We start from the raw sequence: 22,810 nt of genomic DNA, 5'->3' as shown, positions 1-22,810 counted from the left end.
GAGACAGGACCTGCCTCGCCGGCGCGGGTCAGTGCCGGACGGACAGCCGCAGCGTCACCATGGCGGTCACCGCCGAGACCACGGCACCGGCCACCACCAGAACCGGGGCGAGCAGCAGGATGTCCGAGGTGGTGATGCGTTCGATCAGGTTGGCGCGGTAGGCCTCCGCGAGCACCCGGTCAAGGAAGACGCTCTTCGCCCCGAGCAGGCCGCCCACGGCCAGCACCGACCCGATCAGCGAGGCGACCACGGCCTCGAGGACGAACGGTAGATCGGTGTACAGACGACTCGCGCCGACCAGTCGCATGATCCCCACCGCCGTGCGGCGGGTGAACGCGGCGATCTGCGTCATGTTGGCGATGAGCAGCACGGTGGCCAGCAACTGGACCACGGCGATGGTGAACGCCGCGTTGCGGATCCCGTCGAGGATCGAGAAGACCCGCCCGACCAGTTCGCCCTGCCCCTGCACGACCTCGATGCCCTCCACCTCGGCCAGGCTCGCGGCCACGGACTCCGCTCGCGTCGGATCGGCCAGCGTGAGGGTGAATCGCGAACCGAGTGCGTCCGGCGAGGTCGACTCGACCAGCACCGGGTCGGTGGAGGCGAACAACTCGACGAACTCCGAGTAGGTCTCGTCCGGGTTCTTGTATTCCACGGACGCGACACCGTCGGTCGCCTCGAGCTCCTCCCGGATCGTGGCGCATTCCGCTTCGCAGCCCGGGTCCTCTGCGGAGATCGACCGGTCCACGTAGACGCGGAACTCGTTGAGGTAGTCGTACTTGGCCTGGCTCGCCGACGCGGTCATCACGACGAGCACGCCGGCGCCCAGCATCCCCAGCGCCACCGCGGTGGTGATGATCATGGCCAGCGTCATGGACAGGTTCCGCCGCAGCCCCTGGGCGACCTCGGAGGCGATGAACTTCGCGGCCATCATCGATCAACCCCGTAGGTCCCGCGGGCGTCGTCGCGCACGACCTCACCGTCGACGAGTTCCACGACCCGCCGCCGCGACCGGTCCACGATGTGTCGGTCGTGGGTGGCCATCAGCACCGTGGTCCCCATCCTGTTGATCCTGTCGAGCAGGAGCATGATGTCCTCGCTGGTCTCCGGGTCGAGGTTCCCGGTCGGTTCGTCCGCCAGCAGCAGCAGCGGCCGGTTGACGAACGCGCGCGCGATCGCGACGCGCTGCTGCTCGCCTCCGGACAGCTCGTGCGGCCGCCGGTTGGCCTTGTTGCCGAGCCCCACCATGTCGAGGGTCTCGGGCACCACCTTGTCGATGGTCTGGCGGGACTTCCCGATCACCTGCAGGGCGAACGCAACGTTCTCGGCGACGGTCTTGCCCTGCAGCAACCGGAAATCCTGGAACACGACGCCGAGAGAGCGCCGCAGCAGCGGAACGTTCGACGGCTTCATCCGAACGAGATCGTGGCCGGCGACGGCGAGTGAGCCGGTGTCCGGCTTGTCCTCCCGCAACAGCAGCCGCAGGAACGTGGACTTGCCGGAGCCGGACGCGCCGATGAGGAACGCGAACTCGCCCTTGTCGATCTCCACGCTCACGTCAGACAGAGCCGGGCGCGCCGATGACGCGTACGACTTGGTCACATGAGAAGCACTGATCACACGCGTAGCCTAGCGCCACATCCGTCACACGCCACCCCCCGGCGGGAGAAACTCGTCTCTGGTGCCGGAGACGTCAGGACGACGAGCCCCGCCGCGCGAGGGACGTCGGCGAGCTGTCACCGCTGCGCCACTGGACATGTGACGACGACGACGCCACCGCACGGGCAATCATCACGGGACGCGGGCAGGCCCCGGACAGCTGCTACTGCGCCGGGACCTGCGTCTGCGGCTGGGGCAGCTGGGGTTGCTGTGGTTGCTGCCCCTGCGGTGCCTGTGTGACCCCCGGTGCCGACTGCTGGGGCTGCTGCCCGTCGGTGCCCTGAGCGCCCGTTCCCTGCCCCGGCTCGACCAGACGCGAATCTCTCGGCACGGACGTCTGCGGAGTGCCGGTCCCGGAAGTCTCCGCGGCGTCGGTCGTCGCTGTGGGCTCGGTCGACTGGTCTGTGGGTGACGGATCGGCCGTCTCGGTGGCGTCGGTCCGCGTGGTCTCGGACTGCGTGGTCTCCGACTGGGTGGGGGCCGGCCGGGGCGGCGAGTTGATCGCGACGACCGGGTCCTGACGCACGAAGCTGTACAGCGCCGCGATGAGGACGAACGCGACGAGCAGGACCAGGGTGGAACGCGACATCGTGAAGAACTCGATCACCACGGACAGCCACTCGGGGCGGGCCCGGTGCCGGGCCGCGTGCGACTGGGCGTGCTGGCCGGGAGCCGACTGCTCAACATCGTCGACGGAGGAATAGCTGACGGACGTGTGGTCGGCCATCTCGGGTTCGTCGGGGACGTCACTCGGCTTCTCGGACATCAACTGTCCCCCTCCCCGTCGTCGGGTCGCACCATTCCGGCGCGGATCGCGGCCATCGCCTCCGGTTCCAGCACGATGCCCTCCTGGCGGAACCGGCGCAGGATCACCGCGCGCATGCGGCGCCCTACCTCCCACTGCATCCCGGGCTTGGTGCGGGCGAGGAGACGGAGCACGGTCTGCTCGAGTTTGATGGACTGGACGCCCATGACGCTCGGCTCGTCGAGGATGTAGACGCCCACCTCGTCGTCGTGCACGATGTCGCGACAGACCTGGGCGAGGATGTCGTGCGCTTCGTCCATGTCAGCGCTGTTGGGAACCGGCACGTCGACGATCGCGCGCGCCCAGTCCTGGGACTGGTTGACGGCGGTGACGATCTGCCCGTTGGGCACGATGACCGCCTCGCCGTCCAACGTTCGCAGGCGGGTCACGCGCAACGTGACGTCCTCGACGGTGCCCGCCGCGACACCGGTCGAGGTGGTGAGCTCCACGATGTCGCCGTAACCGTACTGACGTTCGGCGAGCGCGAAGAAACCGGCGAGGAAGTCCTGGACCACCCGCTGGGCGCCGAAGCCCAGCGCCGCACCCAGCACGGTGGCCGGCGCGACCAGCGTGACGAGGTTGACACCGAACCTCAGCAGGATCTGGATCCCGAAGACAACGTAGAGCACACCGATCGCGACATAGGAGACCACCTGGACCACCGAGTGGAGATGCTTCGAACGCTCCGACCACAGTTCCTTGTCGGCGTTCTCCGCATCGATCCGGGCCAGCCACATCCGGCCGGCCTTGCCGATGGCCCTCGTGAGCAGGGCCGCACCCAGGACGAGGAGGACGACCTCGAGTCCCTGGTTACTGAGCCAGTCGAGAATCCCACTGAAGTCGGTGCGTAGCCTCACTCGGCGCCGGCCCCCTCCCGCATCCGCCAACGGATACCGGCCTCGATGAAGCCTCCGATCTCCCCGTCGAGCACCGAGGAAGGGTTGTTGACCTCGTACTCGGTCCGCAGGTCCTTGACCATCTGGTACGGGTGCAGCACGTACGAGCGCATCTGGTTACCCCAGGACGCGTTGCCCCCGGCACCGAGGGCGTCCATCGCGGCGCGCTCCTCCTGGCGCTTGCGCTCGAGCAGCTTGGCCTGCAGCACCTTCATCGCCGCCACCTTGTTCTGCAGCTGCGACTTCTCGTTCTGACAGGTCACCACGATCCCCGTGGGGACGTGGGTGAGACGGACCGCCGAGTCGGTGGTGTTGACCGACTGACCACCCGGGCCCGAGGAACGGTAGACGTCAACCCGGACGTCGTTCTCCGGGACCTCGATCGAGTCCACCGTCTCCACCACCGGCAGCACCTCGACCTCGGCGAACGAGGTCTGGCGGCGGCCCTGGTTGTCGAACGGGGAGATCCGCACGAGACGGTGCGTGCCCTGCTCGACCGACAGCGTGCCGTACATGTAGGGGTCCCGCACGACGAAGGTGGCCGACTTGATGCCGGCCTCCTCCGCGTACGAGGTGTCGTACACCTCGACCTTGTGCCCGGCCTTCTCGGCCCAGCGGATGTACATCCGCATCAGCATCTCGGCGAAGTCCGCGGCGTCAATGCCGCCGGCGCCGGCGCGGATGTTGACCACGGCCTCACGCTGGTCGTACTCGCCGCTGAGCATCGTCTTGACCTCCATGGCCTCGACGTCCTCACGCAGGGCGGCACGCTCGGAATCCGCCTCCTCGACGGCCGAGGAATCCCCCTCCGCCTGAGCCTCGTCCGCGAGCTCGTACATGAGCGGCAGGTCCTCGATCCGCTGACGCAGATCGCGGCACCGGCGGAGGTCGGCCTGCACATAGGACAACTCGCTGGTGACCTTCTGGGCCCGGTCCTGGTCGTTCCACAGGTCGGGGTCGGCGGCCATCTGCTCGAGCTCATCGACCCGTCGGGCGAGCTCCTCGATGTCGAGGACCTTCTCGACTGTGGTCATGGTGGCGTCGAGGGCGGCGATATCAGCGGAGACGTCAGGATGCACGGTATCCAACTCTACGCGGCCCGGACGTCTTCTCGCGTTCGCACACCCGTCTCCCACCCGTGACCCGCCCCACGTCCGATCGTCGCCCGGCGGGGGTAGCGTCGGGTCCGGACGCCCGCTGCCGCCCGAGGTCAGCGGGCCGACACGGCCCCCAGCGGAGGTAGCTCATGGCAATCGACACCCGCACTCCCCGACATACGCCCGACACGTCATCCGCGGAGATGACCGACGCGGACCTGGCGGCCCGCCTCGTCGTCGACGCCGGCGCGCTGGCCCGACGCCTGCGCGAGGACGGCCTCGACGTCCACCACAAGACCTCCGTCTCGGACGTGGTCACCCAGGCGGACAACGCCGCCGAGCGCCACATCACCGACCTACTCGCGCGACACCGCCCCGACGACGGTGTCCTCGGCGAGGAGGGCACCCTCGTCGCCGGAAGCCACGATCGGCGCTGGGCCGTCGACCCCGTCGACGGCACCTACAACTTCGTCAACGGCTCGGACTACTGGTGCTCGGCCGTGGCCCTGACCGGCCCCGACGACTACCTGCTCGGAGCCGTCCACCGCCCCGTCACCGGCGACACGTTCGTCGGTGGCTCCGACGTCCCCACGCGCCGCAACGGCGTGCCCGTCTCCCGCCTGGCCCCCGGCGATCTCGCCGCGGGCAGCCTCGCCACCTACCTACACCCGCCGTTCTTCGACGACCCCGACCTGGCCGACCCCTTCCACCGCGTCAGCCGGGGCGCGGCGACCATCCGGATGCTCGGCTCCGGCTCGGTCGATCTCGCCTCGGTCGCCTGCGGCGTCCACACGGTATGGGCCCAGCACTCCTGCCCGGAATGGGACTGGCTGCCCGGCCGCGCCCTCGTCGAGGGCGCCGGCGGCAGCTGCACGACCGTCGAGGTCAACGGGTACGACTGGTTTGTCGCCGGACGCCCCGGTGCGGTCGAACAGGCCGTGTCGCTCCTACGCGGCTGACCTCGCCTTCTCATCCTCTCGGGAGCGGGTTCGGGGGAAGGTCTGGCGCTCGTAACTTACTGCGGAGTAAGGTCTCCATCAACCACACCGTCCACTCCGTCACGAGAACAGCTGGTGATGATGAGCAAGAACTCCACGACCCCGTCCGCGACCGGGCGCGGTGAGAACTCCACACCGGGCCTGAACCCGACCAGGATCGACGCGATCGGTGCCGCCATGCGCGCACTCACGACCATCACCGGGTCCGAGTTCGCCGAGCGCTTCGGTCTTCGACAGAAGGTCGACCGGGTCACCTACGAGGCCACCAGGACCGGCTTCAAGACCCTCGGCGCCGCGACCAAGTCGTTCAAGAAGGTCTCCGGCGGCGGCGCCCCCAAGCGCCTGCCCGACGCCGACACCGGCTCGCGCACCGACCTGTTCGACCTGACGCTCGAGGACGAGCAGCAGATGATCGCCGAAACCGTGCGCGATTTCGCCGCCGAGGTCCTCCGGCCGGCCGCCCACGACGCCGATGCCGCCGCCGAGGCCCCCGCCTCGCTGCTGGAGCGCTCGGCCGAGATCGGCGCCACCATGCTGAACGTGCCCGAGGAGTTCGACGGCATCGCCTCCGAGCGCGGAGTGGTGACCAACTCGCTGGTCGCCGAGGCCCTCGCCTACGGAGACATGGGGCTCGCACTGCCGATCCTCGCCCCGTCCGGCGTGGCCACCACCCTGACCCAGTTCGGCTCCGACGCGCAGCAGAAGTCCTACCTGCCGGCGTTCGCCTCCGAGAAGGTCCCGGCCGCCGCCGTCGTGGTGACCGAGCCGCGTCCGCTGTTCGACCCGTTCGCACTCGCCACCACCGCCACGCGCGTCGCCGGCGGCTTCACCCTCAACGGCGTGAAGTCGATGGTGCCCACCGCCGGCAGCGCCGAGCTCTTCATCATCGCCGCGACCCTGGACGGCGCGCCGACGTTCTTCGTCGTCGAGTCCGACACGGACGGCCTGGTCATCGAGGCCGATCCGTCGATGGGTCTGCGCGCCGGCGGCCTGGGCCGGATCGTCCTCACCGACGTCTCGGTGCCCGCCGACGCCGTTCTGGGCGGCCCGGAGGTATCCGCCGAGGATCGCGCCAACGCCTACGCCGACGTCATCCGGCTGTCGCGTCTGGGCTGGGCCTCCCTCGCCGTGGGCACCTCCCACGCGGTGCTCGACTACGTCACCCCGTACGTCAAGGAGCGTCAGGCGTTCGGCGAGCCCATCGCGCACCGTCAGGCTGTCGCGTTCGCGGTGGCCGACATGGCCACCGAGCTCGACGGAATGCGGCTGGTCACCTGGCGCGGCGCCTCCCGCGCCGAGCAGGGCCTGTCCTTCGCCCGCGAGGCCGCGCTGGCCCGCAAGATCGCGGCCGACAAGGGCATAAAGATCGGCCTCGACGGCGTCCAGCTCCTCGGCGGCCACGGCTTCACCAAGGAACACCCCGTCGAGCGCTGGTACCGCGACCTGCGCGCCGTCGGAGTGGCCGAGGGCGTGGTGGTCCTGTGACCACCCACCGCCCCGCCACCCACCCGACCCGGACCAAGGACTCCACGCGATGATCAACCTCGAACTGCCCAAGAAGCTCCAGGCGGGTGCGAACCAGGCCCGCCAGGTGGCCACACAGATCTTCCGCCCCGTCTCCCGCAAGTACGACCTCGCCGAGCACGAGTACCCCGTCGAGCTGGACACCCTCAAGGCCATGATGGAAGCCATGGAGGACGCCGGCCAGGCCGCCTCCGGCGCCACCATGGGATCCGGCGGCGCCCCCAAGCGGGAGGGTGTGGCCAACGGCGGCAACATGAAGTCGCTGCTCAACATCATCGAGACCTGCTGGGGGGACGTGGGCCTGACCCTGTCGATCCCCCGCCAGGGGCTCGGCAACTCGGCCATCGCCGCGGTGGCCGATGACGAGCAGATGGAGAAGTTCGGCCGCGTGTGGGCCTCCATGGCCATCACCGAGCCCGACTTCGGCTCCGACTCGGCCGCGGTGTCGGCCACCGCCCGACTCGACGGCGACGAGTACGTCATCAACGGCACCAAGATCTTCGTCACCTCCGGTGAACGCGCCGACCACATCGTCGTGTGGGCCACCCTCGACAAGAGCAAGGGCCGCGCCGCCATCAAGTCGTTCGTCGTGCCGCGGGACCACCCCGGCGTCTCGGTCGACCGGCTCGAGCACAAGCTCGGCATCCGTGCCTCCGACACCGCCCAGATCTCGTTCACCGACTGCCGGGTCCCCAAGGAGAATCTCCTGGGCGATCCGGAGATCCGCGTGGACAAGGGCTTCGCCGGCGCCATGCAGACCTTCGACAACACCCGTCCGCTCGTGGCCGGGATGGCCGTGGGTGTGGCGCGTGCCGCGCTCGAGGAGATCCGCACGCTCCTCGAGGAGGCCGGGCTGGAGATCGATTACGACCGTCCCGCCACCAGCCAGCCCGCCGCCGTGGCCAAGTACCTCGAGCTCGAAGCCGATTGGGAGGCGTCCTACCTCCTCACGCTGCGCGCGGCCTGGATGGCGGACAACAAGATGCCCAACACCAAGGAGGCATCGATGTGTAAGGCCAAGGCCGGGCGAACCGGCTCCGCCGTCACCCTCGGCGCGGTCGAGTTGGCCGGCACGTACGGCTACTCCGAGCGCAGCTTCCTGGAGAAGTGGTCGCGAGACTCCAAGATCCTCGACATCTTCGAGGGCACGCAGCAGATCCAGCAGCTGGTGATCGCGCGTCGCATCCTGGACCTGTCGAGCGCCGAGCTCAAGTGAGCTGACGCGGGCGCCCGCCCGCATCCAGATCGCAGAACGCCCCCACGGACCACGAGTCCGTGGGGGCGTTCCCCGTTCGGCGCTCGGCGTTCGACGTGAAGGCGCTCGCTGCAGGCGCCTCAGACGCGAAGACCCGGCACCGTGAGTCCGGTGCCGGGTCCTGGCGGTTCCGCGGACGTGTCAGGCCATCTGGAAGCCCTGGCCGGGCCAGCCGCGGGCCGTGGCATCGTCGACGATCGCGTCGAACGAATAGCCGAGGGCCGGCAGGAAGAACGGCGACTGGGCGGGGTGGACGCACGACGGCAGGATCGGGCCGACGCTTCCGACCGCACCGGCGGCCGGGGGCATGTGGCCACCGGAGACCAGACCCACCAGACGGCCGTCATGGGTGATGGGACCGCCGGAATCGCCGTAACCGGCGCACGCCTGGCTCCAGAACCGAACGCCCTCACGCTGCCACGTGATGCCGCAGGTGTGCCCGGTCGACAGTCCGTCCTTGCAGACGATGTCGCCGAACTGCGGCGCCGGCCCGCGGCCCGTGACGCCCTGCTGTCGCACCGGGAAGGCGGTGCCCGGGTTCAGGCGGATCACCGAGTAGTCGAGGATCTCGTTGCGGGTGACGATGGTGCCGATCACGCCGGCGCCCTCGTTGCCCTTGAGGATGACCGGGGAATCGATACGGTCACTGCAGTGGGCAGCGGTGAACGCGACCGGCGCGCCGGTGGAATCGAACCCCGCGGCGGTGATCGTGCAGCCCGCCGTTCCGCCGACGAGGACGGGCGTGCCGCCTCCGACCGGGGCCGCAGCCTGTGCCGCGGCAGGAGCGACCAGGGCGGTGGCGCCGGCCATCACGGTCGCCGCGGCGAACCGCGCCAGACGGGTGAACCTCATGAGCGTGTCCTTCCCACCCCGGCCGAAATGACGGGGTCTACGCTCCCGACAGCGTAGCGGCAGGTCGGCCGGTATGCACAGCGCACAGCGTCACTCCGTCCCGCTACCTCCGTCTGACAACCGCTGCGGGTGTCACGAACCCTCGACGGTGATCCGGATCGTCGGCCGCAGTGCCGGGTCGCCGTCGATGTGCGCCCAGATGGCGGAGACCACCGGCTCGAGGAACAACTCCCCGACCTGACCCATGAGGGTTCGTACGACCTGCACCTTGTCCGAGCTGCGCGTGGACGCCAGGCCCTCGGTGCGCAGCCCCTCCACCACGCGGGTGGTGAGGTCCACGATCGCCTCGAGCAGCGGTCCGCCGCGTCCGTCCGGTTCGAGGAGCGCCCGGTTGAGGTACTGCACGATCACGGGGTTCCGCTCGAGCATCTCGCGGACCGCCGCGTCGCGGGCCGCCACGACCTCCGCGGCCGGCCCCGAGTGGTCGACGGTCGCCAGTGTCTGGACCACGCTCTCCACCACCACCTCGTCCACGGCCCGTCGGAGCCCGTCCTTGGTCCCGAAGTGGTGCTGGATGAGGCCGATCGTCACCCCGACCTCCGCGGCGACCCTACGCATGGAGACGCGGTCCTCGCCGTACTCCGCGTACAGCTCCAGGGCGGCCCGGCGGATCCGCGACCGCGCGGTGGCATCTCCGGCGGCGGCGCTCGTCCAGGAAGCCGCCTGCTCGGCTTCGTCCCCGGCCACGGTCCCCACCTCGTCTCCCCTGTGTGTCCCGGCGCCGACGGCGCCACTCGCACACCGACCATACACTTGCATGCCATGCAGTTGTATAGTGGCGGCAGTCAAGGCCGCAACGGCCCCGATACGCATCACTCTGGAGTCGCCCCGTGTTCGAGCCCGCCCCCTTCCGCTCCCCCTGGATGACCGAGGACCTGGACGCTCTGCGCGCCCACACCCGGGCATTCCTCGAGAAGGAGACCGTCCCCAACCTCGAGCGCTGGGCCGAGCAGGGCGCCGTGGACCGCGAGTTCTGGAACAAGGCCGGCGACGCGGGCCTGCTGTGCATCTCGATCCCCGAGGAGTACGGCGGGGGCGGCGGCACCTTCGCCCACGAGGCGGTCATCGCCGAGGAGCAGACCCGCGCACTGGACGACGGCTGGGGAAACTCGGTCCACTCGACGATCGTGGCGCACTACATCCTCCAGTACGGCACGGAGGAGCAGAAGCAGCGTTGGCTGCCCAAGCTCGCCACCGGCGAGATGGTCGGCGCGATCGCCATGACCGAGCCGGGCGCCGGATCCGATCTGCAGGCGCTGCGCACCACCGCCACCCGTGACGGTGACAGCTTCGTGGTCAACGGTTCCAAGACCTTCATCTCCAACGGCATGCACGCCGACCTGGTCATCATCGTGGCCCGCACCGGCGGCGAGGGCGCCCAGGGACTGTCCCTGGTGGTCGCCGAGACCGCCGACCTGCCCGGGTTCGATCGCGGCCGCAAACTCGACAAGATCGGCCTGAAGTACCAGGACACGATGGAGCTGTTCTTCAACGACATGCGCGTGCCCGCCGGCGACATCCTCGGCGGCGAGGCCGGCGAGAGCCAGGGCTTCATCCAGCTCATGCAGCAACTGGGCCAGGAACGCCTCATCATCGCCGTGACCGCCGTGGCCGCCGCCGAGACCGCGGTCCGGCTGGCCACCGAGTACGCCAAGGATCGCGAGGCGTTCGGCAAGCCGATCCTCAAGTTCCAGAACCTGCGCTTCGAGCTGGCCGAGTGCAAGACCGAGGCCATGGCCGCCCGCACGCTGCTCGACCACTGCATCGGCCTGCACCTGCGGGGCGAGCTGGACCCGGCCACCGCCTCCATGGCCAAGTACTACTGCACCGACAAGCAGTGCGAGATCATCGACCGCAGCCTGCAGGTCTTCGGCGGCTACGGCTTCATGACCGAGTACCCGATCGCCCGCATGTACGCCTCGGCGCGCGTGCAGAAAATCTACGGCGGCACGAACGAGATCATGAAGGAACTGATCTCGCGCACTCTCTGATCCCTCCCTTCGCCCGCCAGAGCCGCTGCCCGGCTGCACGGTCCGCTTCCCGCCATCGGGGAGCGCATCGCCCAGCCGGGTAGTGGATCTGCTACGTCAGGGGCGGGTGTCGGCGACGATCGCGCGTACGGCGTCACGGCCCGCCCGGTTGGCGCCCACGGTCGACTGGGACGGGCCGTAGCCGATCAGGAAGAGTCTGGGCTCGTCGAGCGCCCGCCCGGAGTCCACGCGGATCCCGCCCTCGGGGGTCCGCAGGCCGAGGGGCGCGAGGTGCGCCACCGCCGGCCGGAACCCGGTCGCCCAGAGGATGACGTCCGCCTCCTCGAGCCGCCCGTCCGGCATCCGGACGCCGTCGGGCTCGATGCGGGTGAACATGGGGTGGCGCACCAGGACACCGCGCGCCTCGGCCCGTTCGATCCAGGGGCCGCGGAACTGGCCGGTCACGCTGATCACGCTCTCCGGCGGCAGCCCCCGGCGGGTCCGGTCGGCGACACGGTCGATCGCGGCCGAGAAGTTCGCGGGCGCGGGCCCGGTCTCCCACTCGATGGGGCGGCGGGTCACCCAGAACGTGTCGGCGACCAGCGAGATCTCCTCCAGCAGCTGCGTGGCCGAGATACCAGCGCCCACGATCACCACCCGCTGGCCGGCGAACTCCTCAGCGGCGACGTAGTCGTGGACGTGGAGTTGGCGGCCGCGGAACGTCTCCTGGCCCGGGTAGCGGGGCCAGAACGGCCGGGACCAGGTGCCGGTGGCGTTGATGACGTGCCCCGCCGCCCAACGCTCGGCGCCGGAGCCGGAGCCGGAGCCGCCGGGGCGGTCCGTGCCGGCGTGGATGTCCGAGCCGTGTTCCGCGACGACGACGAGGTGCTCCCCCGCCCCGCCATCGGGCCCGTCACCGCCCCGCCGTACCGATCTGACCCGGACCGGCCGCCGGACGTCCAGGTCGAAGTACTTCTCGTAGTCGGCGAAGTAGGCGGGCAGTGCCCAGCGACTCGGGACGGTTCGGTCGACGCCCGGGACGGCCATCCCGGGCAGTTCGAAGATTCCGTTGACGGTGGCCATGGTGAGTGATTCCCACCGGTGCCGCCAGGCGCCGCCGGGGCCGTCCTCGGCGTCCAGCACCACGAAGGTGCGCTCCCCCGGCCTCGCCCGGCCCACCGGCACGAAGTCCCGCCGCTTCAGGTGGTAGGCGGCCGCGAGTCCGGCCTGGCCTGCGCCGATCACCACCACGTCGACCGGGCGGGGCGCGGGCGGGTGCGAGGTGGTCACCCCGCCATCCTGGCCCACCCGGGCCGCCCGGGGACTCTCCTGCCGGTCAGGCGCCGTCCGGCAACGAGGTGAAGTCGGGCTTTCGACCCTCGGCGAATGCCGCCAACGCCTCCGAGTTCGCGGGTCCACCGAGCAATTCCGCGAACATCCGGTTCTCCCGCTGCCGCGCCTCGGTGACCTGGCGGGCGATCGGCTCGGTCATCGCCTTCTTGACCGCGCGCAAGCTCGAGACCGGCAGCGCGGCCAGGCGGGTGGCGTGCGAGGTGGCCTCGGCCATCAACTCCTCCGGCGCGCACAGCCGCCAGACCAGACCCATCTCGTGCGCCTCCTCGGCCGAGATCCACTCCGAGGACAGCAGCACCCAGGCGGCGTTCTGGTGGCCGACGAGCCGCGGGATCAGGTAGCTCGAAGCAGCCTCAGGAGCCACTCCGAGACTGGTGAAGGGGCACTTGAGCCGGGCCCCCTCGGCCATGAAGGCCAGATCCACGAACCCGAGCAGGGTCACCCCGATGCCCAGGCCGAGACCGTTGACCGCCGCGACGAGGGGCTTGTCGAACGCGATCAGCGCGTCCACCAGGAGGTTGAAGCCGTGTTCCTCGGTGCTCGCCTCGGCGTCGGCCCCCGGGACGGCCACCTGCTCGGCCAGTTCCATCAGATCCGTCCCGGCGCTGAACGCCCGGCCTGTGCCGGTGAGCAGGACGACCGCGACCGTCGGATCGACCGCGGCGTCACGGAGTGCGGCGGCCACGGCGGTGTACAGGGCGCCGTTGAAGGCGTTGAGCGCCTCGGGGCGGTTCATGGTGAGCGTGCGGACACGGTCCGCGTCGTGCACCTCGAGAATGTCGGCGTGCGTGGTCACGTGGAGAGCTCCTCAGCTGTCGGCGCCCGGGACGGGCTCTCCGAGGTAGACGGACTTGAGTTCGGTGTACTGCGCGAGCCCCTCGGGTCCGAACTCGCGGCCCACGCCTGAGGCCTTGAATCCGCCGAACGGTGCGGCGAAATCCATGGTGTACGTGTTGACGCCGTAGGTGCCGGTCCGCACGCGGCGGGCCACGACCAGACCCGCGTCGCGGTCACCGGTCCACACCGTGCCCGCGAGGCCGTAGTCGGAGTCGTTGGCGATGCGCACGGCGTCGTCGACGTCGTCGTAGGCGATCACCGACAGGACCGGACCGAAGATCTCTTCCTGCGCGATACGCATGGAGTTGTCGACCCCCGCGAACACTGTGGGCCGCACGTACCAGCCGCTCTCCAATCCGTCCGGCCGCCCGGTTCCGCCGGTGAGCAGCCGTGCCCCCTCCTGCCGGCCGATCTCGATGTAGGAGTTGACCCGCTCCTGCTGCCGTCGTGCGACCATCGGGCCGATCTCGGTGGCCGGGTCCAGCGGGTCGCCCACGACCATCGAGCCGATGCCCTCTGCCAATGCCTCGGCGACCTCGTCATGGCGCTCCCGGCTGACCAGCACCCTGGTCTGGGCCACGCACGCCTGGCCGGAGTTCATCACGCCCAGGAACTTCATGCCCTCGACGACGGTCGTCAGGTCGGCGTCGTCGAGAACGATCGCCGCGGACTTGCCGCCCAACTCGAGTGAGCACCTCTTGAGCTGCTCGCCGCAGATCGCGCCGATCTTCCGGCCCGCCTCGGTCGAGCCGGTGAACGCGACCTTGTCGACCCCGGGGTGTCGCACCAGGTGCTCGCCCACCTCGCGGCCGCCGGCGACGATGCTCACCACCCCCTCGGGCACGCCGGCCTCGATGAGCAGGTCGGCGAGTAGATAGCTGTCGAGCGGTGTCTCGGGTGCGGGCTTGACCACGATCGTGCAGCCGGCGAGCAACGCCGGGATGACCTTGGACAGCACCGTGAACTGGGGGACGTTCCACGGTGGGATCGCCGCGACCACGCCGACCGCCTCACGGCGCACCATCACCTCGCCGCCGAGTGCCCCGGCGCGGGTCTCCTCCCAGGGGAACTCGCGCGCGATCTTCGTGAATGCCTCGATCATCATCCAGGGGGCCGGCGCCTGGGCGAGGTTGCTGAAGGAGATCGGTGAGCCCATCTCCGTGGAGATCACGGTCGCCATCTCCTCGAGTCGCGCGGCGTACAACGCGGACAGTCGCGCCACCACCTCGATCCGCTCGTCCGGGGTCATCCGTGGCCACGGCCCGTGGTCGAAGGCCTCGCGTGCGGCGGTCACCGCGGCATCGATGTCCGCGACAGAGCCGTCGGGCACCCGGGCGACCACGTCCTCAGAATGAGGGCTGATCACCTCGATCATCGCGTCGGTCTCCGGCCGGCGCCACTGCGTGCCAATCAGCAGGGCGTCGCGGTCGAGTGAGGTGGTCATGGGCTTCTCCTGCCGTCACCGGACGTTCGTCCATCGCATCGGACATGCGGACAGACACCTGTCCACCATAGGAGGTGGCCGCCGTGCGCGGCGCGGTTTCCGGCGGCCGCACCGAGCCGGGCCGCGTCGAGCGGGCCGCAGCGAGGGGCGCAGCGAGTGTGCGCGTCAGAAGACGAGTACGGGTTTGACGACCTTGCCCGCCGCGACGTCCTCGACCGCCTCGTTGATCTGGTCGAAGCGATAGGTGGTGACGAGCGAGCCCAGCGGGAGGTCGCCGGCACGGTACATCCCCAGCAGCTCCGGGATCATGGTCCTGGGATCCGAGTCGCCCTCGATGCAGCCCCGTACGATCTTGCCGTTCTGCATGAGGTCCACCGCGTCGAGCTCGATCTCCGGAGCCCCCAGGCCCACCACGACGAAGGTCCCGCGCGGTGCGAGCGCCCGGACGGCCTGCTTGATGACCTGCGGCACCGCGGTGGTGTCGACCCCAGCGGTCGCCCCGCCACCGGTGAGCTCGCGGATACGCTCGACAAACGACCCGTCGGGCAACTCGGACGGATTGACGCCGACAGCACCGAGACCTGCGGCGGCCTCCAGCCGGGAATCCTTGGTGTCCACGGCGATGATCGTCTGCACTCGCCGAGCTCGGGCCGCGGCGACCGCCGACAGCCCGACCGCCCCGGCGCCGTAGATCACGAGACTCGAGGCCGGATCGGGGTCGATGGTGTTGAGCACCGCGCCGGCGCCCGTCTGGAAACCACAGCCGAACGGGGCGGCTATCGACAGGTCCATGTCGGGGTCGACCACCACGACGTTGTCCGGGGAGGCGATCGTCAGCTCGGAGAAGCTGGACTGGCCGAAGAACGAACCGGCCACGGCCGCGCCGTCGCGGTGGAACGTGGTCGACCCGTCCCCCCGGTAGCCCAGGTAGTTCAGCGCCATGGCCTGCCTGCAGTAGCCGACCTCCCCGGCCTGACAGCGATCGCACTCGCGGCACGAGCGGAAGCTCATCACCACGTGATCGCCCACCTTCACGCCCTGGACATCCGCGCCGACGGCCTCGACGACTCCGGCGCCCTCGTGGCCGAAGACCCGGGGGAACATCTCCTCGGGAAGCATCATCTTCATCGTGATGTCGGTGTGACACAGACCCACGGCCTTGACGCGAACCAGAATCTCGTCGGAGCGGGGCTCGTCGATCTGGAGCTCGGACAGCTGGAAGGGCTGCCCCGGGCCTTCGACGACTGCTGCACGGGTCTTCATGAACGGGGCCTCCGAGTATGGACGCGACAGTGTCGACGGACTTCTGTCTAGACGTCTGTCCACGTTATGGGGCACTCCACCCGGCCACAAGGCTTTCCCTCGCAGGGCGGCAGCGCACCGCGCAGGCGGGAAGGCGTGGGAGGTCCGGCGACATGGTGGCCGAAGCACGCGGGGCACAAATGATCTCAGGCCCGGCTCCCTGTCGGGAACCGGGCCTGAGTGCGTGGTAGCGGGGACAGGATTTGAACCTGCGACCTCTGGGTTATGAGCCCAGCGAGCTACCGAGCTGCTCCACCCCGCGTCGCCTGTCCGCCATCACCTGGCAGACATTCCAACAGCTTCCAACCTGGTTGCTATCAGCCACTTTCCCGGTTGCTGTTGGAGTTCTGAGGCTACCAAAGCCCTCGACGCATCACTAATCGCCCGGAGCCTCAGCAGTCGCAACGCCCGCCCACCCGCCTGAGGAGCTCTATCGCCCCACCTGTCGGATAGCGCTTCACCTGCTGGACTGCGGCTCACCTGTCGGATCGGGAGTCACTTGCCGGGTCCGACGGGCGAATCACAATCGGAAGAGTCAACTGTCCACGGGCGGCCGTTGACCAGCGCCCTCTAAGGAAAGGAATGGCGAATCACGGGCCAACGACGACGAAAGCCGGCGCGAGGAATTCTCGCACCGGCTTCGTTCAGTGGTAGCGGGGACAGGATTTGAACCTGCGACCTCTGGGTTATGAGCCCAGCGAGCTACCGAGCTGCTCCACCCCGCGTCGATTGCGTGTATGACACTACGTGCCACTTGGCGAACAAAGCAAATCGGTGAACGCGAATCGACGAGAACGTGACCGAACGCACACCAGAACCTGAATCGCCGCAGGTCAACGCGCTGGAATCGGGCCCGCCAACGACGACGCCCGGGTCGGCCTCCGTGAGGTGGACCGACCCGGGCGGGCCCGAGTGCCGCGTCAGCTACCCGTTGCCGAGTGCCTGATAGGCGTCGACCGCGGCCTGCAGGTCGTCGAGCGCCTGACCCAGATCGCCGAGGTCGCCACTGCTCTGCGCCGACCGGACGGCCGCCAACGCGGAGTTGAGTTCGCGCACCGCGGCGCCGCGGTCAGCGCTGCTGCCCTCGCCCCCACCGGTCGTCGGCGGAGTGGACGGACGGGGCGCTGAGCTCTCATTGCCGCTGCCGGGTCGGGACGTGTTCTCCTCGGCCTCCGCCTCGGCCGCGCCGCTCTCGTCGATACGGACGGCGTTCGGGTCGGTCTCGATCCCCACCTGCTTGAGCGCCTCGTACAGGGTGGGCGCGTAGCCGACCGCGCGGTCATAGGTGACCATCACGCGCAGCAGACGCGGGAACGCCGAGTCCTGGTCCTTACGCTGCGTGTAGATCGGCTCCACGTACAGGACCGAGTCCCCGGCCAGCGGCAGCGCCAGGAGATTGCCCTCCGTGATCTCCGCGGTCTCGCCCCACAGACGCCGGTCCTGGGCGATGGCCGGCGAGGCGATCATGATGTCCTGCGCCTGGTTGGGGCCCTGGGCGAGCGGCTCGGTGGGCCGCTGCACACGGACCGTGATGTCGCCGTACGTCTCCGGGTCCGAACTGGCCGACATGTGCGCGGCCAGGAACTCGCGCTCGTACCCGCGGAAAGCGGAGATGAGCTGGAACGAGGGCGTGTCCGAATCCGGTTCGGACGGGTCCGAGGCCACGACGTAGTACGGCGGCTGGCTCGGCCCTTCGCGCTCGGCGGTCTGCGTGCCGCCTCCCGCACCACCGGTGTTGCCGCCGGCGGGCCCGCCGATGGGACCGCTCGCGGGCGGCGTCTGCGGGTTCTGGATCGACGAGGTGACCGTGGGATCGGACGGCACCGACCAGAACGCGTCGTTGGTGAAGAACTGGCCCGGGTCGTCGACCTGGTACTTGGCCAGCAGTTCACGCTGCACCTTGAACAGATCCTCCGGGTACCGGAAATGCTCCCGCAGTTCCTCGGAGATCTCGGACTCGGGCTGGACGATGCCAGGCAAGGCCTTCATCCATGTCTGCAGCACCGGGTCGGACTCGTCGAACGCGTACAGATCCACCGTGCCGTCATAGGCGTCGACCGTCGCCTTGACCGAGTTGCGGATGTACGAGACCTTTTCGTCCGGCAACGCCCGGCCACCGCCGTCGCTGAGCGAATCCGAGGTCATGGCCTCGAGAGAACTCAGCTCCGCGTACGGGTAGGTCTTGAGGGTGGTGAAACCGTCGACGATCCACTTGATGCGCCCGTCGATCACGGCCGGGTAGGTGTTGGTGTCCGTGGTGAGCCACGGGGCCACCTTCTGCACGCGGTCCCGCGGATCGCGGTCGTAGATGATCTTCGAGTCGGCGCCGATCAGACCGGACAACAGGATGTTGCGCTCGGCGAACTTGAGCGCATAGGCAGTGCGGTTGATCCAGCCACCCAGCGGCACGCCGCCCTCACCGGTGTAGGTGTACTGCTCGGTGTCCGTGTCGTACTCGCGCGGGCCGTCGCCGTTGTTCCCCACGATCGCGTAGTCCGGATCCGACTGGGCGATGAGCTCACCGAAGTAGATGCGCGGCTGCGTGACCGGGATCATCATCTCTTGGTCGTTGTTGATCGCGTCGAGGTCCGAGACCTGGTAGTTGGGCAGGCCACCCCGGTCCGAGCCCGCGTCGTCCGCGATCTCGTTGACCCGGTTGGCCGGCGCCGCCACGAAGCCGTTGCCGTGTGTGTAGACGGTGTGCCGGTTGATCCAGTCCCGCTGGTTGGCCTGCAGTGAGGACGGGTTGAGCTCGCGGGCCGCCACGAGGAAGTCCTGCATCTCGCCGTCGATCGTGTACCGGTCGATGCTCAGCGTGTCGGGAAAACCGTAGAAGTTGCGTAGCTGCTGCTGCTGGGTGAACGTCGGGGACAGCACGTTCGGATCGAGCACGCGCACGTTCGACAGCGTGGTGATGTCCGAGGCCGCCTCGCGCGGGTTGGGGTTGGCCGCGCCCCAGTTCTCGATGTAGGTGACCCGGTCGTCGCCGATGTCATACGCCGCCCTGGTGGCCTCGATGTTCCGGGCGATGTACTCGCGCTCCTTCTCGGCACGGTTGGGCTTGACCGAGAACTGCTCGACCGCCAGCGGCCACGCGGAGCCGACCACGAGCGCGGAGAACAGCAGCAGCACCGTCGCCAGCGCCGGGATCCGCAGATCCTTGATGACGATCGCCGAGAAGAACGCCACCGCACAGACCAGCGCCACGGCGAACATGAAGATCTTGGCCGGCATGACGGCATTGACGTCGGTGTAGCCGGCGCCGGTGAAGGTGGCGTTCTCGCGGAACAGCAGCTCGTACCGGTCGAGCCAGTACGCCGCCGCCTTCGTCAGGACGAAGATGCCGGCCAGCGTCACCAGCTGGATCCGGGCCGCGCGCGTCAGCGCACCCTCACGCGCGCCGGGCCGCAGCCCGCCGACGATGTAGTGCGTGAGCAGGTTGGCCAGGAATGCCAGCACCACCGCGACCATCACCCAGGTGACGATCGAGCGCCACATCGGCAACTGGAACGCGTAGAAGGAGATATCGAGCCCGAACTGCGGGTCCGTCTGACCGAACGGCGTGGAGTTGAAGAACGCCAACACGGTCTGCCAGCCGGTCTGTGCGACCGCACCGGCCAGGACACCGAGCACGATCGGGATCCAGATCACGGTCTTGGCCGGCGAACCGCCCATCGCGGCCCGGTAGCGGGTCAGCGGGTCCGGGAGGCCCGCCTGCGCGAGGAACACCGGCCGGAAGCGGAAGGCCAGCACGATGCCGGTCGCCACCGCGATACCGATGAACAGGCCCACCACCACGAAGAGGCCGAGCCGCGTGAGCAGTTCGGTACGGAACACGCTGGTGGCGTCGACGCTTCCGAACCACAGCCAGTCCGTGTAGGTGGAGTTCAGCCTGGGTAGGACCTGGATGAGGATGATGAGGACGACGACGGCGATGGCGACGGCACGGCCGCGACGCGAGATCGCGAGAGGCCGGCCGGGCGAATTGCCGGGTGGGCGGACGGACACAGGTGTTGCTCCTGGACTGCTGGGGCGGACATGCTCGTTGGTCCCACCTTACGGAAATGCCACGCCTCAGCCGCAGGTCGGTGGCTCACCCCCGGAAGCCGCGGTCTCCAGCGCCTCCAGCGCGCCGGAGAGCGTGGAGACCTCGATGAGCCTTATGCCGTCCGGGGGACTCTGCACAGCCTCCCCACAGTTGGCCGCCGGAACCAGGAACTCCGTGGCCCCTTCCTCGCTGGCGGCCCGGATCTTGTGGCGGATCCCGCCGATCGAGCCGACGGTGCCGTCCGGTCGGATCGTGCCGGAACCGGCGACGTCCGCACCCCCGGTCGCCTCACCCGGCGAGAGCCGGTCGACGATCGCGATCGCCAGGATCAGTCCGGCGGAGGGGCCGCCGACGTCCGGCGCCACCGAGATCTGCACATCCGTGCCGTCGGCAGGGGTGTCCCCGACGAGGATGCCCAGACGGCCCTGCTCGGGATCACCATCCGGACCGGCCGGGGCCAGTGTCGTCGTCGTCATCATCTCCTCGTCAGCACGGAGGAAGCCGATACCCACCTCGTCACCCGGGCGGTGCGCGGACACCTCCTCCACCACCTCGGCGGCATCGGACACCCGCGCGCCGTCGACCGAGGTGAGGATGTCGCCCGGCTCCAGGCGGCCCCCCGCCGGACCGTCCGGGTCCACCCCCTCGACCCGCGGCTGCATGGGGATCCCCAGGTAGCGGTAGGCCGCGGCCTCCGCGCTGTTCTCCGACCCCACCATCTCCGCGACGTTGGACTCACGTACCTCGTCGCGCGAGCGGTCCGGCGGGAACACCTGATCCCGCGGGACCACGACCTGCGCCGGATCCAACCAGAAGCGCATCGCGTCCATCAGGGTCAGGCGGTCCCGCACCGCGACCGTGGTCATCCGCAGCGACCCGGTGGTCTCATCCGTCTGACGCCCGGTCACCTCGATGACCGGGACCTCCTCGACGCCGCCGCCCTCCGTCTCCACCTGCGCCCGGCCGAGTGTGTCGTACGTCGGGCCGGGTCCCATCGAGACGAGGGGCACCGTGGCCGACGTCGCGAGGACGAGCAACAGCACCGCCGGGACCAACGCGGCGAACAGGGTGAACAAGCGGCGACTCACCCAGCACAGGGTAGTCCGCTCCCCCGTCCGGTGGCGTCGCGGCCGGACCCCGCGCCCCTGCACGCTGTACCGTTGTGGCATGAACCAGCCCTTCGGTTTCTCTGCCTCCGACGACGACGGGCGAGGCGACGACCGGGACAAGAACCCGGGCGGCTCCGACGGCCCGGGTGGGCCCGGTGGCTTCGGCTTCGGTGGCCCCGGCGGCTTCGACCCCTCGCAGTTCGGCGACCTCGGCAAGATGATCTCCCAGTTCGGACAGATGCTCGGCTCCATGGGCTCGGCCATGTCCGGCCCCGGCAGCTCCGGCCCGGTCAATTACCAGTTGGCACGGACCGTCGCCCTTCAGGCGCTCGGCCGCACGCCCGTGGTCACCGACGCCTCGCGCACCGCCGCCGAGGAATCGGTCCGGCTCGCCGAGCTGTGGCTGGACGACACCACCGTGTTCCCCACCGGTGTCCACCGCACCGAGGCGTGGACTCCGCAGCAGTGGGTCGAGCAGTCGCTGCCCACCTGGGAGAAGATCTGCACCCCCGTGGCCGAGCAGATGAACTCCGCCACCAAGGGCGCGATGCCCGAGGAGGCGCGGCAGATCGCCGGTCCGCTGCTGGGGATGCTCGACCAGATGGGCGGCATGGGCTTCGGCATGCAACTCGGGCAAGGGCTCGGCAAGCTCGCGCCCGCCGTGCTGTTCTCCTCCGAGGTGGGCCTGCCGTTCGGTGACGACGGAGTGGCCGCGCTCTGCCCCACCGCGATCGACGCGTTCGCCGACGAGCTCGAGCTGCCCCGGCAGGAGGTCGTGGTGTTCCTCGCCGCCCGTGAGGCCGCGCACCTGCGACTGTTCGCCGGCGCTCCGTGGCTACGCGCCCGGTTCCTGGCCACCGTCGAGGAGTACGCCCGCGGGATCCGCGTGGACACCTCCGGGCTCGACGATCTGGCCTCCGGACTCGACCCGTCGATCCTCCAGGACCCCGCCAAGCTGCAGGAGCTGTTCTCCGGTGGTGAGGGCGCGATCGGCCCCAAGGTGACCAACGTCAACGAGGCGGCGCTCGGCCGGCTCGAGACGCTGCTGGCGCTCGTCGAGGGCTGGGTCGACGCGGTGGTGACCGCCGCGGTGGGCGACCGGCTGCCCAGTGCCGACAAGCTGCGCGAGATGTGGCTGCGCCGCCGCGCCACCGGCGGTGCCGCCGAACAGGCCTTCTCCACCCTCGTGGGGCTCGAGCTGCGGCCGCGGAAGGCCCGCGAGGCCTCTGAGCTGTGGCGTCGTGTCGGCGAGGCCGTCGGCACCGAACGTCGTGACGCCCTGTGGCATCATCCCGATCTTCTGCCCGTCGGCGAGGACCTCGAGAACCCGGCAGCCGTGATCGACCGGCTGCTCGACGAGTCCACCGGCGATTCGAGCGGCGTCGACGAGATCGAGCGGTTCCTGCGCGAATCCGGCGGTGACGCCGGTGACGACGCCTCCGACTCCGAAGGGCCGCAGGACAAGGCCTGAGAGGTGACGCCCCGCGACGGGCCGGCTGCCGGTTGGCGGCCGGCCCGTCGTCGTGGTGTCGTCGTCGTGGTTCTCCTCTGCGTTCCGGGGCGTCGGCGCGGGGCGTCGGCGCGGGGCGTCGGCGCGGGGC

Annotated in this window: 18 protein-coding genes and 2 tRNA genes; 5 read left to right on the top strand and 15 right to left on the bottom strand. The window is 69.6% G+C overall.

Annotation, left to right across the window (positions count from 1 at the left end):
* Positions 1 to 28: 28 nt before the first annotated feature.
* The 5 genes from ftsX to prfB form a co-directional block, all read right to left on the bottom strand.
* On the bottom strand, positions 29 to 931 hold the full coding sequence (gene ftsX / locus ACWIE7_RS03210; RefSeq protein WP_230930304.1) for a permease-like cell division protein FtsX: 903 nt from the start codon (positions 929 to 931) through the stop codon (positions 29 to 31).
* Entirely contained in the window at positions 931 to 1,620 is a 690-nt protein-coding gene (ftsE, locus tag ACWIE7_RS03205; RefSeq protein WP_454068569.1) for a cell division ATP-binding protein FtsE, read from the bottom strand. Before ftsE ends, ftsX begins: the two co-directional genes overlap by 1 nt.
* A 202-nt stretch (positions 1,621 to 1,822) precedes the next feature.
* The gene (locus ACWIE7_RS03200; RefSeq protein WP_454068568.1) at positions 1,823 to 2,425 is read right to left on the bottom strand and encodes a hypothetical protein; all 603 of its coding nucleotides are present in this window, start codon (positions 2,423 to 2,425) and stop codon (positions 1,823 to 1,825) included.
* On the bottom strand, positions 2,425 to 3,321 hold the full coding sequence (locus ACWIE7_RS03195) for a mechanosensitive ion channel family protein (RefSeq protein ID WP_454058244.1): 897 nt from the start codon (positions 3,319 to 3,321) through the stop codon (positions 2,425 to 2,427). Before ACWIE7_RS03195 ends, ACWIE7_RS03200 begins: the two co-directional genes overlap by 1 nt.
* Positions 3,318 to 4,439 (bottom strand): peptide chain release factor 2, encoded by a 1,122-nt coding sequence (prfB, locus tag ACWIE7_RS03190; protein ID WP_230930300.1) that lies wholly within the window; start codon positions 4,437 to 4,439, stop codon positions 3,318 to 3,320. Before prfB ends, ACWIE7_RS03195 begins: the two co-directional genes overlap by 4 nt.
* 167 nt (positions 4,440 to 4,606) lie before the next feature.
* On the opposite strand from prfB, the gene ACWIE7_RS03185 reads away from it, so the two are divergent.
* From ACWIE7_RS03185 to ACWIE7_RS03175, 3 genes are all read left to right on the top strand, one after another.
* Complete coding sequence (locus tag ACWIE7_RS03185; protein WP_454058245.1) at positions 4,607 to 5,416, top strand: inositol monophosphatase family protein; 810 nt, start codon at positions 4,607 to 4,609, stop codon at positions 5,414 to 5,416.
* 117 nt (positions 5,417 to 5,533) lie between these two features.
* Positions 5,534 to 6,940, top strand: a complete 1,407-nt coding sequence (locus ACWIE7_RS03180) for an acyl-CoA dehydrogenase family protein (RefSeq protein ID WP_454068567.1) — start codon at positions 5,534 to 5,536, stop codon at positions 6,938 to 6,940.
* Positions 6,941 to 6,989: 49 nt separating this feature from the next.
* Positions 6,990 to 8,195 carry an acyl-CoA dehydrogenase family protein gene (locus tag ACWIE7_RS03175; RefSeq protein WP_230930297.1) on the top strand — a complete coding sequence of 402 codons (1,206 nt, stop codon included), beginning with the start codon at positions 6,990 to 6,992 and terminating at the stop codon, positions 8,193 to 8,195.
* A gap of 180 nt (positions 8,196 to 8,375) precedes the next feature.
* Here ACWIE7_RS03175 and ACWIE7_RS03170 read toward each other — a convergent pair whose 3' ends face one another.
* The gene (locus tag ACWIE7_RS03170; protein WP_452099264.1) at positions 8,376 to 9,086 is read right to left on the bottom strand and encodes a peptidase S1; all 711 of its coding nucleotides are present in this window, start codon (positions 9,084 to 9,086) and stop codon (positions 8,376 to 8,378) included.
* A gap of 132 nt (positions 9,087 to 9,218) precedes the next feature.
* Positions 9,219 to 9,833, bottom strand: coding sequence for a TetR/AcrR family transcriptional regulator (locus tag ACWIE7_RS03165; protein ID WP_452099263.1), 615 nt, complete (start codon positions 9,831 to 9,833; stop codon positions 9,219 to 9,221).
* Between the two features lie 143 nt (positions 9,834 to 9,976).
* Between ACWIE7_RS03165 and ACWIE7_RS03160 the strand changes: the two genes are divergently transcribed.
* Positions 9,977 to 11,137, top strand: a complete 1,161-nt coding sequence (locus ACWIE7_RS03160) for an acyl-CoA dehydrogenase family protein (protein ID WP_452099262.1) — start codon at positions 9,977 to 9,979, stop codon at positions 11,135 to 11,137.
* 96 nt (positions 11,138 to 11,233) lie between these two features.
* Here ACWIE7_RS03160 and ACWIE7_RS03155 read toward each other — a convergent pair whose 3' ends face one another.
* The 8 genes from ACWIE7_RS03155 to ACWIE7_RS03120 all read right to left on the bottom strand — a co-directional run bounded on the left by ACWIE7_RS03155 (position 11,234) and on the right by ACWIE7_RS03120 (position 21,188).
* A complete protein-coding gene (locus ACWIE7_RS03155) occupies positions 11,234 to 12,406 on the bottom strand; it encodes an FAD-dependent oxidoreductase (RefSeq protein ID WP_454058248.1) in 1,173 nt (390 codons plus the stop codon).
* Positions 12,407 to 12,452: 46 nt separating this feature from the next.
* A complete protein-coding gene (locus ACWIE7_RS03150; protein WP_452099260.1) occupies positions 12,453 to 13,265 on the bottom strand; it encodes an enoyl-CoA hydratase/isomerase family protein in 813 nt (270 codons plus the stop codon).
* Between the two features lie 12 nt (positions 13,266 to 13,277).
* On the bottom strand, positions 13,278 to 14,750 hold the full coding sequence (locus tag ACWIE7_RS03145) for an aldehyde dehydrogenase (protein ID WP_454068566.1): 1,473 nt from the start codon (positions 14,748 to 14,750) through the stop codon (positions 13,278 to 13,280).
* A 165-nt stretch (positions 14,751 to 14,915) separates the two neighbouring features.
* Entirely contained in the window at positions 14,916 to 16,013 is a 1,098-nt protein-coding gene (locus ACWIE7_RS03140) for an NAD(P)-dependent alcohol dehydrogenase (RefSeq protein ID WP_454058250.1), read from the bottom strand.
* A gap of 224 nt (positions 16,014 to 16,237) precedes the next feature.
* Positions 16,238 to 16,314: transfer RNA gene (locus ACWIE7_RS03135), tRNA-Met, on the bottom strand.
* A gap of 386 nt (positions 16,315 to 16,700) precedes the next feature.
* Positions 16,701 to 16,777, bottom strand: a tRNA-Met gene (locus ACWIE7_RS03130).
* A 199-nt stretch (positions 16,778 to 16,976) separates the two neighbouring features.
* Entirely contained in the window at positions 16,977 to 20,060 is a 3,084-nt protein-coding gene (locus ACWIE7_RS03125; protein ID WP_454068565.1) for a UPF0182 family protein, read from the bottom strand.
* Positions 20,061 to 20,126: 66 nt separating this feature from the next.
* On the bottom strand, positions 20,127 to 21,188 hold the full coding sequence (locus ACWIE7_RS03120) for a YlbL family protein (protein ID WP_454068564.1): 1,062 nt from the start codon (positions 21,186 to 21,188) through the stop codon (positions 20,127 to 20,129).
* Positions 21,189 to 21,267: 79 nt separating this feature from the next.
* Here ACWIE7_RS03120 and ACWIE7_RS03115 point away from each other — a divergent pair, with 79 nt between their 5' ends.
* Positions 21,268 to 22,680 (top strand): zinc-dependent metalloprotease, encoded by a 1,413-nt coding sequence (locus tag ACWIE7_RS03115; RefSeq protein ID WP_454068563.1) that lies wholly within the window; start codon positions 21,268 to 21,270, stop codon positions 22,678 to 22,680.
* Positions 22,681 to 22,810: the final 130 nt, after the last annotated feature.

The organism is Dietzia sp. NPDC055343 (assembly GCF_053645265.1).
The sequence above is the reverse complement of the archived record's forward strand: the minus strand, read 5'-3'. Positions and strand labels throughout refer to the sequence as shown.

Coding starts and splice junctions, on each gene's coding strand:
- ACWIE7_RS03140 (WP_454058250.1), bottom strand. CDS start 16,013: ATGAAGACCCGTGCAGCAGTCGTCGAAGGCCCGGGGCAGCCCTTCCAG.
- ftsX (WP_230930304.1), bottom strand. CDS start 931: ATGGCCGCGAAGTTCATCGCCTCCGAGGTCGCCCAGGGGCTGCGGCGG.
- ACWIE7_RS03185 (WP_454058245.1), top strand. CDS start 4,607: ATGGCAATCGACACCCGCACTCCCCGACATACGCCCGACACGTCATCC.
- ACWIE7_RS03145 (WP_454068566.1), bottom strand. CDS start 14,750: ATGACCACCTCACTCGACCGCGACGCCCTGCTGATTGGCACGCAGTGG.
- ACWIE7_RS03170 (WP_452099264.1), bottom strand. CDS start 9,086: ATGAGGTTCACCCGTCTGGCGCGGTTCGCCGCGGCGACCGTGATGGCC.
- ACWIE7_RS03200 (WP_454068568.1), bottom strand. CDS start 2,425: ATGTCCGAGAAGCCGAGTGACGTCCCCGACGAACCCGAGATGGCCGAC.
- ACWIE7_RS03115 (WP_454068563.1), top strand. CDS start 21,268: ATGAACCAGCCCTTCGGTTTCTCTGCCTCCGACGACGACGGGCGAGGC.
- ACWIE7_RS03180 (WP_454068567.1), top strand. CDS start 5,534: ATGATGAGCAAGAACTCCACGACCCCGTCCGCGACCGGGCGCGGTGAG.
- ACWIE7_RS03175 (WP_230930297.1), top strand. CDS start 6,990: ATGATCAACCTCGAACTGCCCAAGAAGCTCCAGGCGGGTGCGAACCAG.